Below are 15,315 nucleotides of genomic sequence, written 5' to 3'. Positions count from 1 at the left end.
ATTATTTATACTTTCTACAAGTGAATGGAAAAAACCTGTTTCTAACCCTTTCTGAATAACTTCTGAATTCTTCACCAAATCTCTCTTTTAATTCCTTCTCCTCAAGTGGAATGATAATAAGGTTTACGATAAGAAAATCAAGGAGTGTGAGGATTCCAACAGCAAGATTTCCTGTGAATAAAAATATTCCTGTAAACATGACTGTATGGGCAATGTAGGTAGGATGTCTGACAATTGAAAATGGTCCTTCTGTGACAAGTCTCCCTTTTACCTTCTCTGATACCTCTGGAATACCTATGAGTCCCTTGAGCCCGAGGAGTTTACCTGTCCATAGATGTAGAAGGGTTCCAAGGGCTGTTAATAATATTCCTGTGATAATTAGCGCCTCAGGTATTTTAATCCTCAGGCTGAGAAGATAATCTTTATTTAGATAAATAAAAAAGGCAAGAGGTGGCCAGAGCAAAAGTGGCAGTATATAGGTTATGAGACCGATTCTTTTAAAGATCTTTGATAGACCGTGAACAGGAATCCAGAAGAGGGGTACAACGGGCCAGACCATGATTGTCAGGAGTGCAACAAGGTCAGAAAAATTCAGCATATCCTTGGAAGCTGTTCTCCAGAAAGCATGTCTATTAGCCTTGTACCGCCTATCTCTGTTTTAAGGAGCACAGTTCCAGGCGGTTTATCTTTTACAGTACCGATTATTGATGCAAGGTATTCACCGGAATTTTTTAAAATATTTAATGTCATCTCTGCATCCTCTTCTTGAACAAATATAACCATTACGCCTTCATTTGCCACATAAAGGGGGTCAAGACCGAGTATATCACATGCACCCTTCACCTGTGGAAGAACAGGTATTTTACCTTCTTCTATCTCGATGGATAGACCTGTTTCAAGAGCGATTTCTTTAAGGGTTGTTGCAAGTCCACCTCTTGTAGGATCACGCATGGCATGTATATTAATGGATTCATTTATAAGTCTTTTTACTAAAGGAGCAAGAGGTTTTGTATCACTATGAAGAGGAGGATCAAAGGAGAGGCCATTTCTTTTTGAGATTATACTTATACCATGATTTCCGACCGGCCCGCTTATTATCACCCTGTCACCTGGCTTTATATATTTTGGACCTATCTCTATGCCATCAGGTACTATTCCCACCCCGGAGGTATTAATAAAAAGTCCGTCTGCCTTTCCTTTTTCAACAACCTTTGTATCACCTGCCACTATCTTGATACCAGCACTCTCAGCAGCCCTCGACATGGATGAAAGTATTTTTTTGAGATCTTCAACAGGAAATCCTTCTTCAATTATAAATCCTGCTGTTAAATAAAGTGGTATTGCTCCCATCATAGCGAGGTCATTCACTGTGCCGTTCACAGCAAGGTCTCCGATATCACCACCAGGAAAGAATAAAGGTGTCACAACATAGGAATCTGTGGTAAAGGCAAGCCTTCCATTTATCTTCTCAAGGACAGCAGCATCAGTGGCTTCTTTTATGGAAAAAAGAGGAAGAAAATATTTCCTCAGGAGCTCATGCATGAGCTTTCCACCGCTTCCATGACCCAGGAGTATCTTTTCAGACATCGGTATTTATTTTCACCTGTTTTTTCCTGAAAGTTTAGCCCTGAGAATACCCAGATATTTATTTATGGGATTGCTCCTTTTTAAAAATGGTATAACCGGTCGCTGCCTTATCCCGAGATTTGATAATTCTCTGATAGCCTCTCTGTTTTCACTGTCTATCCTGAGAATTTTATAAAAGGTATCAACAGCGAGTCTTTTATTCCCTGAAAGAAGATAGGTTCTTCCTAAATAGATATAAAAGAAGGGTAGAAAAAATTCCTTTCCTATGCCAGCCTTCTTACTGTAAATGGCAATAGCCTGGTTGCAAAGATTTATACCATCCCTGTACCTCTTCTCCACAAGTGCTGTAAGATAACCGTCAAGGCACATGAGATAGGGATCTGAGGGATGAAAGAATCTAACCTCTCTTAAAAGGAGAATTGCATCACTGAAATTTTTTCTTTCTAACAGTTCAGGAATTTTCTTTATATACTCCCCGAGGTTTTCTGCCATTATTATCCTTTTAATATGCTCTACAATATTTCTATGTTCTCTTATTGCATCTTCCAGGGTGCAGACGGATTCTTTTGTCCTTATGGAGATGATCTGTTTTTCTGAAGTAACCTTGACAAATAACTTGGTTCCCTGAATTTCGGAATCAACCGATAGGGTCTTATCTCTGTACACAATATCTGTGGAAAGGTCTCCTTTTTCGAGTATTGTGATGTTCATGAGTTCCTAAGTCTGTTTATTTCGTATTTAATGATCTCAAAGGCCTGGACTATTTCGTCTTCCGATGTATCTTTTCCTGTAGTTATTCTTACTGAAGAGATCGCCTGTTCATCTGTAAGTCCCATTGCCTTGAGGACATGGCTCGGTTTCTTTTTTCCTGCATGGCAGGCAGCACCTGCTGATATAGCCACCCTGTCAGATAATCTCGAAACAAGGTCATCACCTTCTATTCCAGAAATAGATATATTTATTGTGTTGGGAAGTCTGAAGTTTCTGTGTCCATTCAGGTTTATACCCTCTATTGAAAGTAGGAGGTCAAGCAGTTTTTCTGTAATATTCTGAATCCTGCTTTTCCATGCAGGCAGTTCAGCGGTAGCAATTTCAGCTGCTTTGCCTAGGCCTGCAATACCAGTGATATTTTCTGTTCCGGGTCTCAGACCCATTTCATGACCTGCACCGTGTAGGATTGGTTTTATTTCAACACCCTGTCTTATATAGAGGGCACCTACACCCTTTGGACCGTAGAATTTATGTGATGCTATGGTGAGCATTGATACATTAAGCTCTTCTACAGAGGTATTAATCTTACCGATGGTCTGGGCTGCATCTGTGTGAAAAAGTATACCCTTTTCTTTTACTATCTTTCCGATTTCCGATATGGGCTGTATTACACCTGTTTCATTATTTGCATGCATTATGGTTACAAGTATGGTATCCTTTCTGATTGCATTAACCACATCATCTGGTTCTACCATTCCTTTTGGGTTTACAGGAAGATAGGTAACAGTGAATCCCAGGGATTCAAGGTATCTCAGAGGATTGAGCACAGAGGGATGTTCTATGCTGGAGCTTACTATATGACCCCTGCCAAATCTCAGGGCTGTACCGATTATTGCAAGATTATTTGATTCAGTTCCTCCTGATGTAAAAATTATCTCCCCTTGTTTTGCACCTATAAGCTTTGCGACATTTGTCCTTGCCTGATCAATAATAAATTTTGCCCTCCTTCCAAAGAGATGTGAGCTTGACGGATTACCGAATTCCTTGAGGGCATTGATCATAGCCTCCTGCACTCTCGGGTCAACCGGTGTTGTGGCATTATAGTCTAAATATATCATGTAAGCTCCCTGTGTATAACAGAGACCTTTAGAGGAAATTTTTCTATATCCTTTTTGAGCTCCTCAACAATTACCGGTGATCTGTGTTTTCCACCCGTGCAGCCAACTGCTATAACGATATAGTTTTTTCCTTCTTTTATGAACTGAGGGATAAGATATTCTAACAGATTGCTCAGCCTATTAAGAAGTTCTTTAGTTTCAGGACTTTTCAGAACAAAATCCCGTACCTCATCCTGAAGACCATTTTTTTCACTCAGCTCGGGTACAAAATAAGGATTGGGGAGAAATCTTACATCAAAGAGCATGTCTATATTCTGGGGAATACCGTATTTGTAACCGAAGGAAATAAGGGTCACAACAGGTCCTCTCTGTTCCTCCTTTGAAAAATTTGTTAGTATCCAGTGTCTTAATTCATGGGGAGACATGTTGGATGTATCCTGTATCCTGTCTGCCATATCCCTGAGTACAAGCAGGCTTTTCTTTTCTTTTTCAATAGCTCTGTCAAGGTCATCTCCCAGTGGATGGGGTCTTCTTGTCTCCCTGTATCTCCGCTTTATAACCTCAGGGTCAGCCTCAAGAAATATTATCTCTATAAAGACCTCTTTTTTCAAAGAAGATATAAGTTCCTTTGCCTCTTTTAAAAAGTCCTTTTCCCTCACATCCACTCCTATGCCTATTCTCTGGATCTCGCTACCTTCAGGAAGGAGTTTCAGAAATGCCGGAAGGAGGGTGAGGGGAAAATTGTCAACACAGAAATATCCTCCATCCTCCAGAGCCCTGAGGGCTACACTCTTTCCAGAACCTGAGAGCCCTGTTACTATTACTATTTGCCTCTTTGGCACATCGCTCATAATCTTATTAATTGATTCAACTCAAATATTGGAAGGACAACACCAAGTACAACAAAAAGAACAACGATTCCCATAACTATTATCATAACAGGTTCAAGAAAATTAATAGCTGATGTTAATCTTCTTGAAAACTCTTCCTCATAGGAGGTTGAAGCTTTTTTAAGGTTTTCTATTAAGATGCCGCTCTTTTCACCTGTTGCTATTAACTCAACGAGCACAGGAGGAAATCCCTGAAGGGATGCTGAAAGCCTTCTACCTTCTGCAACTGTTCTTGATGCCTGAAGGATATTTTTTTCAATAATTCTATTTCCCGTTGTTCTTGCTGATACCTCTAGGGCCTTTATCACCGGTACCCCGCCTTCAAGGAGAAAGGCAAGGGTCTTTGTGAATCTTGATATATAGAGTGGCAGGAGGATTCCAAGTGGTTCTCTCAGAAGAAGTTTATCTATCAATTCAGGTTTTTTATTCTTTAGATATCTTATTCCGTAGATAGTCACTATTATAATCAGAGGTATAAGAAACCAGAAGAGTTTAATAAATTTTGTTATACCGATTAGTATTTTTGTGATAAGGGGGAGACTTGCTCTGGTGTCTTCAAAGATCTTCACAATCCGTGGCATTACATATAGAAATATAAAGAAAAGCATACCTGCTGCAACAATGAGCATTATAGAGGGATATATCATTGCTGTTTTAAGCCTTGATCTGATATTTTCCTGTGATTCAAGATAGAGGGCAATCTTTTCAAGAACAGGGGAAAGCTCTCCACTCATTTCAGCACCCTTTACCATGTTAATGTAAAACTCGGGGAATAACTTACTCTCCTCAAGGGCTTTCCATAAAGAGGTACCTCCTGAGACCTTATCTCTTATCTCATTTATAATCCCTGATAGAGAAGGAGAGCACTCCTGTGCAATACTTTTTAAGGCATCCACAAGGGAAACACCCGCACCGAGGAGCGTGGAAAGCTGTCTTGTTATGTGGACGAGACTCTCTCTTTTTGATGAAGGCTTTTTTTCCGGTATAAGAAGTTTTGGATATATTCCCAGTTCTTTTAATTTAATTGAGGCCTCTGCTAACTCAGAGGCCTCAATTACTCCTTCAACCTTTGAGCCGTCAGTCCTGTATCCAGCATATCTGAAACGGGACATTTTATTCCATAGACAGGGTTAGATGAAATGTCTGGCCATCCCTGTATATAAAGAGAAGTACATCTCCATCTTTAAGTTTTGAGACAATGTTTTGGTAATCCTTTATATTATTCACCCTGGTTCTGTTTATTGCCATTATCACATCACCTTTCTGTAAATAGCCCTGTGCAGGACTGTCTTCCGATATATCAGTTACTATAACACCTGTAACCCTTGAAGGAAGCTGTAGCTCTTTTCTAATTTCAGGTGTAATGTTCTGGACCACTACTCCTCTCAGGACATTTTCATATTCACCCCTTGCAGCAACAACCTCCTGAGGTAATTCTTCTATAGTCACTTTAATTGAAAGTGTTTTTCCTTCCCTGAATATCTTTAACTCTACTTCTTTTCCAGGAGGAGTGCCTGCCACAAGGTTTCTGAGCTGAGTGGGATCAGTTATGTCCTTTCCATTATACTGGAGAATTATATCCTCTTCCTTCAGGCCTGCCTTCTCAGCAGGACTGTTCTCAAATATCTGGTTTATAAGAACTCCCCTGTCTTCCTTAAGACCGAAATGTTTCTTCATCTCGGGAGTTAGTGCCTGAATGGATACACCGAGCCATCCTCTAACAACCTTCTTATGCTTGATAAGCTGTTCCATCACAGTCTTTGCCATGTTTGAGGGAATTGCAAAACCTATTCCCTGGTAACCACCGGTAGTGCTGAATATGGCTGTATTGATACCCACAAGCTCACCCCTTACATTAACTAATGCACCACCTGAATTGCCCGGGTTTATTGCAGCATCTGTCTGGATAAAATCTTCATAGTCTGCAATACCAACATTCGCTCTTCCTGTGGCACTGACAATACCCATTGTAACTGTCTGATTGAGTCCGTAAGGGTTACCTATTGCTATCACGAGTTCCCCGACCTTTAATTTATCGGAATCACCGAACTCCAGATAGGGAAGGTCTTTTGCATCTATCTTCACAACAGCAAGGTCTGTCTTGGGATCTGTTCCGATAACCTTTCCTTTAAATTCCCTTTTGTCAAAGAGTGTTACCCTTATCTCATCAGCTCCTCTTATTACATGATTATTTGTGAGTATATATCCAGATGGATCCACTATAACTCCTGAGCCAAGGCCTGTCTGCCTTCTCTCCCTGGGTATTCCGAATGGTTCACCGAAAAATCTTCTGAAAAAGGGATCATCAAAAAAAGGATCTCTCAGCCTTACTGTTTTAACAGTTGAGATATTGACAACTGCTGGTTTCACCGCCTCAACAATAGAGGCCATTGCCTCTCCAGTTTTTGTAAGAAAGTCAACGGATTCTTTAGGAATTTTCGGGCTTGAATAAACGAGACTCTGTATATTAAGGTTTGAAGCAAGGATCAGACCAGCAATAAGGCCTGCAATTATAGAAAATATGGATACTGTAAGTAATAATTTTCTCATCTCTATTTCCTCCTTATTTAGGTTCAGGTAAGTTTCTTTATTTTACCATAAAATTTTATATGAAGAACTATAATTTCATACAAAATTAATGACTCTATCCGGCTAAAATCTTAACTGATTTTAATAACAGATTAGTACATTCCGGGAAGAAGAACACCCTGTTCTTTTATTTTATAATCCGGTCCTTTTACTGGGATAATTAATTTTAACCCTTGTTATCCTGTGAGTCTTTTTGTTAGGATATTTAACAAAAAAGAATAAGGAGGTTCTATGAAGGCAAAGGTCATACATGTTAAGGGTCTACAGTTTGTTGGTGAATCTGAAACAGGCCATGCAATTGTGATGGATGGAGACAGAGCTTTTGGAGGTGAAAATACAGGGCCAAGACCAATGGAACTTCTTCTCCTTGGTCTTGGTGGATGTACTGGAATGGATGTGGTATCAATCTTACAGAAAAAGAGGCAGGAGCTGGAAGGACTTGAGATAATTGTAGATGGTAAAAAAGCAGAGGAGTATCCAAAGAGATTTACTGATGTAAATATAGAATTCAGACTTAAGGGTAAAAATCTGTCTGAAGAGGCTGTAAAAAGGGCTATAGAGCTCTCGATGGAGAAATACTGTTCTGTTAAGGCAACCCTTGAGGGTGATACAAAAGTCTCTTTTAAATACACTATTATTCATGAGGATTAATGATAAAAGGTAAGAGCAACAATTAATTTATGGAATATTAAAATAGAACGATCATTCAGATGCAAAGAGCTAATAGAAGATTTCAAAAAATTTTTTAAAGGAGGCCATGATGGTCAGGATTTATTACGACAAGGATGCAAATATATCAATTCTTAAGGGAAAGAAGATTGCCATTATGGGATACGGCAGCCAGGGACATGCCCATGCTAATAATCTTAGAGATAGCGGAATGGATGTAATAATTGGTGTGAGAAAGGGTTCAAGCTGGGAAAAGGCAACGAATGCCAATTTTCAGGTAATGACCCCTCCCGAGGCTGCAAAGGTTGCTGATATTGTAATGATGCTTCTTCCTGATGAATATATGGCGGATATATATAAGTCAGATATCCAGCCTTATATAAAAAAAGGTGCCTATCTTGCCTTTGCCCATGGCTTTAATATCCATTACGGTCAGATAGTGCCATCTCCTGATACAAATGTCTTCATGGTTGCTCCAAAGGGACCTGGTCATCTTGTAAGGTCTGAATATACAAAGGGAAGCGGTGTTCCCTGTCTCATAGCAGTGCATCAGGATCCCTCAGGAAATACAAAAGAGATTGCCCTTGCCTATGCCTCTGCCATTGGAGGAGGAAGGGCAGGTATAATTGAGACAACCTTCAGAGAGGAGACAGAGACAGACCTTTTCGGAGAACAGGTTGTGCTCTGCGGAGGTCTCACAGCTCTCATAACAGCTGCCTTTGAGACCCTAGTTGAGGCAGGATATTCTCCTGAGATGGCTTATTTCGAATGTCTTCATGAGGTGAAGCTCATAGCAGATCTCATATATGAAGGTGGCATAAGCACCATGAGATATTCTATCAGCAATACTGCCCAGTACGGTGATCTTACAAGGGGTCCAAGAATTATAAATGAAACTGTAAAGGCCGAGATGAAGAAGATTCTTAAAGAAATACAATCAGGAGAATTTGCAAGGGAATGGGTTCTTGAATGTAGAGCAAACAAGCCAGTATTTAATGCCCTTACGAGAAAGGGTGAGCAACATCCCATTGAAGAGGTTGGAGCAAGGTTGAGAGCCATGATGCCATGGCTTAAAAGGGACAGGCTTGTAGATAAATCAAAGGCATGATAAGATTTGCTCCTGAGGGCTATCCTTTTATAGTTACTGCTTTTTTAATAGCAGTTTTCTTTCTGATAGCAGGATTAAAGATACCATTCATTCTGAGCTTGCCTGTTCTTTTTTTTCTGCTCTTTTTTTTCAGGGATCCTGAGCGGATTCCTCCACCAGATGAGGGTATCTTTGTTGCTCCTGCTGACGGAAAAGTGATAACAATAAAAAAGGTCTTTGAGGACAGGTACCTTATGAAAGATACCTGGATGGTGAGTATATTCATGTCTCCCCTTGATGTCCATGTGAATCGCTCCCCTCAGAAGGGGATAGTAAAGAAGGTGGTTCATAATAGAGGAAAATTCCTTGCCGCTTACAGGGATGAGGCATCCATAAAAAACGAGAATATAGAAATGGTTCTTGAGACCCCCTACGGTGAAATACTTGTCAGGCAGGTTGCAGGTGTTATAGCAAGAAGGGCAGTATGCAGGGCTAAAGAAGGCGATGTGCTCAAAATAGGTCAGCGATACGGAATGATAAAATTCAGCTCAAGGCTTGATACATACCTTCCATCTGATACCGATATAACCGTGAAACTTGCAGATAGGGTAAAGGCAGGAGAGAGTATCATAGGAAGGATAAGATGAAAAAAGGAATATACATACTTCCCAATATTCTTACCCTTATAGGCATGTTCTTCGGTTTCCTGAGCATAGTTGCAACGATGAAGGGAAATTATATACATGCGGCCTGGGCTATAGTGATTGCCAATATCTTTGATGGACTTGATGGCTTTGTTGCGAGGGCAACAGGTTCATCTTCACGGTTTGGTGTTGAGCTCGATTCCCTTTCTGACCTTATCGCTTTCGGTGCTGCACCGGCACTGCTTATTTACAGATGGACTCTTCAGGATTTCGGAAGGCTTGGCTGGGCTTTCTCTTTCTTTTTCCTTGCCTGCGGAGCCCTTAGACTGGCAAGATTCAATGTCCAGACAGCTCCAGGTCAGTCAAAGGCCTTTACAGGAATGCCCATACCTGCTGCTGCAACCATAATGGCCTCTGTTGTTATATTTCATTATCAATTTCATGATTATCCACCTGAAAGAAGTATCCCCATCCTTCTGCTTACCGGGCTAACCTCCTTTTTGATGGTAAGTACACTAAGATTTCACGGTCTAAAGGAGATAAATCTAAAGAGCAGGAGACCTTTATGGTTTCTTCTGGGCTTTATTCTCATTATGCTCGTCATTGTGATTCATCCACCTGTAGCACTTTTTGTATTTGCAATGGCATACCTTCTTGCTGGTATAATTGAAAATATCTTTTTATTTCTGAAGGAAAAGAGGAGAAAAAATGAGGATAATAAAGGTCTTTGATACAACACTGAGGGACGGTGAACAGTCTCCAGGTGCTTCAATGAATGTTGATGAAAAACTCCAGGTAGCTGGCCAGCTCCAGAGACTGGGGGTTGATATAATTGAGGCTGGTTTTCCCATTGCATCTCCTGGGGATTTCGAAGCTGTAAAGAGGATTGCCTCTGAGATAAAGGGTGTGACCATCGCTGCCCTTGCCAGAGCAAGGGATGAAGATATTGAGAGGGCAGCAGAGGCACTCAGGTCTGCTGAACAGGGAAGGATCCACACCTTCATTGCCACCTCTGATATCCATCTCCAGTATAAACTCAGGCTTTCAAGAGAAGCTGTTCTTGAGGCAGCTATAAGGGCAGTGAAGAAGGCAAGACAGTTTACTGATGATGTTGAATTTTCTGCAGAGGATGCAACACGCTCAGACCGGGATTATCTCTGCAGGGTCCTAGAGGCAGTGATAGAAGCTGGAGCGAGGACAGTTAATATACCGGATACCGTTGGATATGCAATACCTCAGGAGTTTGGTGAACTCATTGAGTATATAAAGAACAGGGTTCCAAATATTGATAAAGCAGTTATATCAGTTCACTGCCATAATGACCTTGGTCTTGCGGTTGCCAATTCCCTTACGGCAATACTGAAAGGTGCAGGGCAGGTGGAGTGTACCATAAATGGTATAGGTGAGAGGGCTGGTAATGCGGCAATGGAAGAAATAGTAATGGCTCTTAAGACAAGACCAAAATACTTTGAGGCTGACACAAAGATAATAACCCAGGAAATATACAAGACAAGCAGGCTGGTATCAAAGATTACAGGTATGGTTGTTCAGCCAAACAAGGCAATTGTTGGTGCCAATGCCTTTGCCCATGAGGCTGGTATACATCAGGATGGATTCCTTAAGGAGCGTTCTACCTATGAAATAATGAGACCAGAGGATGTTGGAATACCTCAGTCAAAACTCGTCCTTGGAAAGCATTCGGGAAGACATGCCTTTAAGGCAAGGCTTGAGGAACTCGGGTACAGGCTTTCTGAGGAAGAGCTCAACCGTGCCTTCGAAAGATTCAAGCGCCTTGCAGACCAGAAGAAATATATCTTTGATGAGGATATTGAGACCCTTGTATCAGAAGAGGTCTCTAAGATTCCAGAGGTCTACAGACTCATTGAACTTTCTGTCACCAGCGGTACAACCACAAAACCAACTGCAAGGATAAAGCTGGGTGTAAATAATAGTGTTATTGAAAGAACAGAGCAGGGAGATGGCCCTGTTGATGCTGTCTACAAGGCAATATCAGCTGTGACAGAGACAAAAAGCGAGCTTCTCAAGTTTGAAGTAAAGAGCATAACTGGTGGTACAGATGCACTCGGCGAGGTTACTGTAACCCTTGATGAGGGAGGTCACACTGTAAGGGGACACGGTGCTGACACTGATATTATTGTAGCCGCTGCAAAGGCTTATATAAATGCCCTTAATAAGCTTGCAATAAGAAAGAGATAATCGTTGATTTGTTGAATTTTTTATAATAAAAAAGATTTAGTAGGAAGAATAATGGATTACAGAGACACTTTGAATCTTCCAAAAACAGATTTTCCGATGAAGGCGAATCTTCCAGAACGTGAAAATGATATTTTGAAGTTCTGGAAAGAAAGGTCCATTTACGAGAAGCTTCAGTCCAGAGATAAAAGAAATACATATATCCTTCATGATGGTCCTCCCTATGCAAATGGTCATATCCACATGGGGCATGCTTTAAATAAGGTTCTCAAGGATATCATTATAAAATACAAGGTTATGAAGGGATATTATGCTCCTTTTGTTCCTGGATGGGATTGTCACGGCCTTCCTATAGAGCTACAGGTTGACAAAAATCTGGGTCAGAAGAAATCACAGGTCTCCATACCGGAGAAGAGAAAGCTCTGCAAGGAATATGCGGAAACTTTTGTTCATATTCAGCGAGAGGAATTCATAAGGCTCGGGGTTTTTGGTGACTGGGATAAACCATACCTTACTATGGACCCTCAGTATGAAGCAGCAATTGTCAGAGAGTTTTTTGAATTTGTAAAAAGAGGAAATGTCTACAGGGGTAAAAAACCAGTGCACTGGTGCCCATCCTGTGTCACAGCCCTGGCAGAGGCAGAGGTTGAGTATGCTGTAAAGGAATCTCCATCAATATATGTGAAATTCAGAATTACTGACAGTGATGTGGAGAGACTCTTTCCAGAGCTAAAAGGCATGGATGTTTATTTCATAATATGGACAACCACACCATGGACACTGCCTGCAAATCTTGCCCTTGCTGTCCATCCTGAGATTATCTATATTGGAATAGAAAAGGAAAATAGTGTAAACATATTTGCTTCAACACTTCCAGAGGAACAGAGAGTAAGGCTTAATCTTCAGGGAAGATGTGTCCTTGAGATAAAAGGTTCAGAACTTGAAGGAACAAAGGCTCATCATCCCTTTATTGATAGATTGAGCCCTGTTTTGCTTGCTGATTTTGTAAGCTTTACAGAAGGAACCGGAATTGTCCATATTGCGCCCGGTCATGGTGAGGAGGATTATGAATTAGGCATTAAATATGGTCTTTCTGTTTATGCACCTGTTGATGACAGGGGAAATTTTACAGAAGAGGCTGGAGAGCTTAAAGGAGAATTTGTATTTAAGGCAAATGAAAGAATAATAAGAATTCTTGAAGAAAAAGGAGCAGTTCTTCATAAAGAGAAATACAGCCACTCCTATCCTCACTGCTGGAGATGCAAGAAACCTGTGATATTTAGGGCAACAGAGCAGTGGTTCATATCTATGGAAAAGAACGACCTTAGAAGAAGATGTCTTGAGGAAATAGAAAAGGTAAAGTGGATACCTTCCTGGGGTAAGGACAGGATTTACAATATGATGCTACACAGACCTGACTGGTGTATCTCCAGACAGCGTTCCTGGGGTGTACCTATAACCATTATTAGCTGTACCAGCTGTGGTGAATATATAAGAGATGAGAGATTCTTTGAGAAGACACTGGAGCTTATTTCTAAAAAGGGTTCTGATGTCTGGTTCACTGAACCTGTAGAGGCCTTTCTTCCTGAGGGGGTTAGATGCGAAAAATGTGGAAATAGTACTTTCAAAAAAGAGATGGATATCCTGGATGTATGGTTCGAATCAGGTGTCAGTCATGCGGCTGTCCTTCTGAATGATAACAGACTCCAGTGGCCCTCCGACCTCTATCTTGAGGGAAGTGATCAGCACAGAGGATGGTTTCAGAGCTCCCTCATAGCCTCAACAGGAACCCGTGATAGTGCGCCTTACAGGGCAGTGCTTACCCATGGCTTTGTTGTTGATGGTCAGGGAAGAAAGATGTCCAAATCCCTTGGTAATGTCATTGCACCTGATGATGTGATCAAACGGTCAGGAGCAGAGATAGTAAGACTCTGGGTATCTGCAGAAGACTACAGAGAGGATATGAGGCTTTCAGAGGAGATAATTAATCGGCTTGTTGAGGCATACAGGAAGATAAGAAACACCGCGAGATTCCTTCTTGGAAATATCTATGATTTTGATATGAAGGATTACAGCACCGGTCTTCTCGAGATAGACAGGTGGGCTATGAGCAGGCTGCAGAATCTTATCAAGAAAGCTCAAGAGGCCTACGAGAGGTTTGAATTCCATGAGGTCTTTCACAGTATTTACAGATTCTGTGTAAATGACATGAGCGCCTTCTATCTTGACATCCTTAAAGACAGACTTTATACCTTCAAGGCTGACTCAACTGAGCGGCGTGCTGCTCAATGGGTTCTCTATAATATCCTCTCCTCAATTACAAGGCTGATTGCACCTGTTCTTTCCTTCACAGCTGAGGAGATATGGATGCATATGCCCGGAGAGAAAGAGGAGAGTGTTTTTCTTTCAAAGTTTCCCGAGCCAGACCAGAGGTTTATAGATAATTCCCTTGAGGAAAGATGGCAGAGGCTTATTGCTGTCAGGGACGAGGTAAATAAAGCACTTGAGATAAAGAGAAAGGAAAAGCTCATAGGGAATTCCCTGGAGGCAAGAGTGGTAATTTATGCACCCCTGGAGTATTACGAACTCCTTTCAGGATACAGAGATTTTTTACCTTACCTGTTCATTGTTTCACAGGTTGACCTCAGGACAGATAAAGACCAAAGGGGCTTTTATGAGAGTGAGGAGATAAAGGAGCTTTCTATAGATATTGAAAAAGCAGAAGGAAAAAAGTGCGAGAGGTGCTGGAACTGGAGTTTATCAGTCGGAAGATTCAATGACCATCCCTCAATATGCGAGAGATGTTATAATGTAATAAGATGATAAAGAGACTATCCTTTATACTTTTTTTTATCTTCCTCGACCAGTTTACAAAATATCTTATAAGGGAGAACCTTGAACCTCATGAGATAATAAGGGTTATTCCTGGCATCAATATAGTTCATGTCACTAATACAGGTGCAGCCTTTGGAATACTCAAGGGTGCTGGAAATAATTTTTTTATAATCATAACTTTTCTTGCAATCTTTCTTATCCTTTATCTTCTTATAAAGGAAAAAAAACATTTCCTTCCTTACAGTCTTATTCTTAGCGGAGCTACAGGGAATCTCCTTGACAGGATATTCATAGGTCATGTAACTGATTTTATAGACCTTTATGCAGGAAGATTTCACTGGCCTGCCTTTAATGTTGCTGATTCCTGTCTTACTGTTGGAGTTATAATTCTCGGAATTCAGCTTTTTTTAGGTGAAAGGAATAATCATGTCAGAGGCAAGAGAGCTCTTCAGGAAAGGTAAGGAGAGTATCAAGAAGAACTGGATCAGGGCCTATCAGTATTTTCTTGAGGCTAAAAACTCTGATCCCTCCTTCATACCTGTTTATTCTGAGATAGCAGACCTCCTTTATAAAAGGGGATTTGTGAAGGAGGCATTCTCTGTTATAGAGGAGGGGATGAAGGTAAAACCCGATGATCAGATGCTTCTTTTTGCAATGGCAAATCTCTATCTCTCAACGGGCAAACCCGGACCTGCTCTGAGATATTACCACAGATTATACAAAGAGCTGGACAATCCTCCAGCAGATATTTATTTTCTTATGGGGCTGTGCCACAGTCTTCTCGGGCATTACAGAAAGGCACTGGCACTTGTAAAAAGGGCTATTACCATGGACCATTATCTTTTTGAAGCCCATGACCTCTATGGCAGACTCTGTATTGAAACAGGTAAATATGAGGAGGCAGAGTCCTCCTATAGGTATATCCTTCAGTTTGACAGTGAAGATTCTCATGCCCATTATATGCTCGGGAT

General features: G+C 41.0%; 15 protein-coding genes. 8 read left to right on the top strand and 7 right to left on the bottom strand.

All coding sequences use genetic code 11. The features are described from left to right. Position 1 precedes the first annotated feature (1 nt). Genes N2257_01455 through N2257_01425 form a run of 7 tightly spaced genes read right to left on the bottom strand, consistent with a single transcriptional unit; the run spans position 2 to position 6,856 of the window. Entirely contained in the window at positions 2 to 598 is a 597-nt protein-coding gene (locus tag N2257_01455) for an isoprenylcysteine carboxylmethyltransferase family protein (GenBank protein ID MCX7793065.1), read from the bottom strand. Continuing rightward, entirely contained in the window at positions 592 to 1,587 is a 996-nt protein-coding gene (hypE, locus tag N2257_01450) for a hydrogenase expression/formation protein HypE (protein ID MCX7793064.1), read from the bottom strand. Before hypE ends, N2257_01455 begins: the two co-directional genes overlap by 7 nt. A gap of 12 nt (positions 1,588 to 1,599) precedes the next feature. Beyond that, a complete protein-coding gene (locus tag N2257_01445) occupies positions 1,600 to 2,298 on the bottom strand; it encodes a hypothetical protein (GenBank protein ID MCX7793063.1) in 699 nt (232 codons plus the stop codon). Further along, the gene (locus tag N2257_01440) at positions 2,295 to 3,416 is read right to left on the bottom strand and encodes a cysteine desulfurase (protein MCX7793062.1); all 1,122 of its coding nucleotides are present in this window, start codon (positions 3,414 to 3,416) and stop codon (positions 2,295 to 2,297) included. Before N2257_01440 ends, N2257_01445 begins: the two co-directional genes overlap by 4 nt. Further along, the gene (gene rapZ / locus N2257_01435; protein ID MCX7793061.1) at positions 3,413 to 4,258 is read right to left on the bottom strand and encodes an RNase adapter RapZ; all 846 of its coding nucleotides are present in this window, start codon (positions 4,256 to 4,258) and stop codon (positions 3,413 to 3,415) included. The genes N2257_01440 and rapZ overlap by 4 nt, the downstream gene beginning before the upstream one ends. Positions 4,259 to 4,263: 5 nt before the next feature. Further along, positions 4,264 to 5,418 carry a type II secretion system F family protein gene (locus tag N2257_01430; GenBank protein MCX7793060.1) on the bottom strand — a complete coding sequence of 385 codons (1,155 nt, stop codon included), beginning with the start codon at positions 5,416 to 5,418 and terminating at the stop codon, positions 4,264 to 4,266. A gap of 1 nt (position 5,419) precedes the next feature. After that, on the bottom strand, positions 5,420 to 6,856 hold the full coding sequence (locus N2257_01425) for a DegQ family serine endoprotease (protein MCX7793059.1): 1,437 nt from the start codon (positions 6,854 to 6,856) through the stop codon (positions 5,420 to 5,422). A 270-nt stretch (positions 6,857 to 7,126) separates the two neighbouring features. Here N2257_01425 and N2257_01420 point away from each other — a divergent pair, with 270 nt between their 5' ends. The 8 genes from N2257_01420 to N2257_01385 all read left to right on the top strand — a co-directional run. Next, the gene (locus N2257_01420) at positions 7,127 to 7,546 is read left to right on the top strand and encodes an OsmC family protein (GenBank protein MCX7793058.1); all 420 of its coding nucleotides are present in this window, start codon (positions 7,127 to 7,129) and stop codon (positions 7,544 to 7,546) included. A 106-nt stretch (positions 7,547 to 7,652) separates the two neighbouring features. Then, positions 7,653 to 8,672 (top strand): ketol-acid reductoisomerase, encoded by a 1,020-nt coding sequence (gene ilvC, locus N2257_01415; GenBank protein MCX7793057.1) that lies wholly within the window; start codon positions 7,653 to 7,655, stop codon positions 8,670 to 8,672. Next, the gene (locus N2257_01410) at positions 8,669 to 9,298 is read left to right on the top strand and encodes a phosphatidylserine decarboxylase family protein (GenBank protein ID MCX7793056.1); all 630 of its coding nucleotides are present in this window, start codon (positions 8,669 to 8,671) and stop codon (positions 9,296 to 9,298) included. The genes ilvC and N2257_01410 overlap by 4 nt, the downstream gene beginning before the upstream one ends. Then, positions 9,295 to 10,026, top strand: coding sequence for a CDP-diacylglycerol--serine O-phosphatidyltransferase (gene pssA / locus N2257_01405; GenBank protein MCX7793055.1), 732 nt, complete (start codon positions 9,295 to 9,297; stop codon positions 10,024 to 10,026). The genes N2257_01410 and pssA overlap by 4 nt, the downstream gene beginning before the upstream one ends. Continuing rightward, positions 10,004 to 11,512, top strand: a complete 1,509-nt coding sequence (locus N2257_01400) for a 2-isopropylmalate synthase (protein ID MCX7793054.1) — start codon at positions 10,004 to 10,006, stop codon at positions 11,510 to 11,512. Before pssA ends, N2257_01400 begins: the two co-directional genes overlap by 23 nt. A 51-nt stretch (positions 11,513 to 11,563) precedes the next feature. Then, a complete protein-coding gene (ileS, locus tag N2257_01395; protein MCX7793053.1) occupies positions 11,564 to 14,332 on the top strand; it encodes an isoleucine--tRNA ligase in 2,769 nt (922 codons plus the stop codon). Beyond that, complete coding sequence (gene lspA / locus N2257_01390; GenBank protein ID MCX7793052.1) at positions 14,329 to 14,805, top strand: signal peptidase II; 477 nt, start codon at positions 14,329 to 14,331, stop codon at positions 14,803 to 14,805. Before ileS ends, lspA begins: the two co-directional genes overlap by 4 nt. Then, a partial coding sequence (locus N2257_01385; GenBank protein MCX7793051.1) for a tetratricopeptide repeat protein occupies positions 14,771 to 15,315 on the top strand: 545 nt, incomplete at its 3' end. The genes lspA and N2257_01385, both read left to right, overlap by 35 nt.

The organism is Thermodesulfovibrionales bacterium, assembly GCA_026417875.1.
In the GTDB taxonomy this organism is placed as follows: domain Bacteria; phylum Nitrospirota; class Thermodesulfovibrionia; order Thermodesulfovibrionales; family CALJEL01; genus CALJEL01.
The sequence above is the reverse complement of the archived record's forward strand: the minus strand, read 5'-3'. Positions and strand labels throughout refer to the sequence as shown.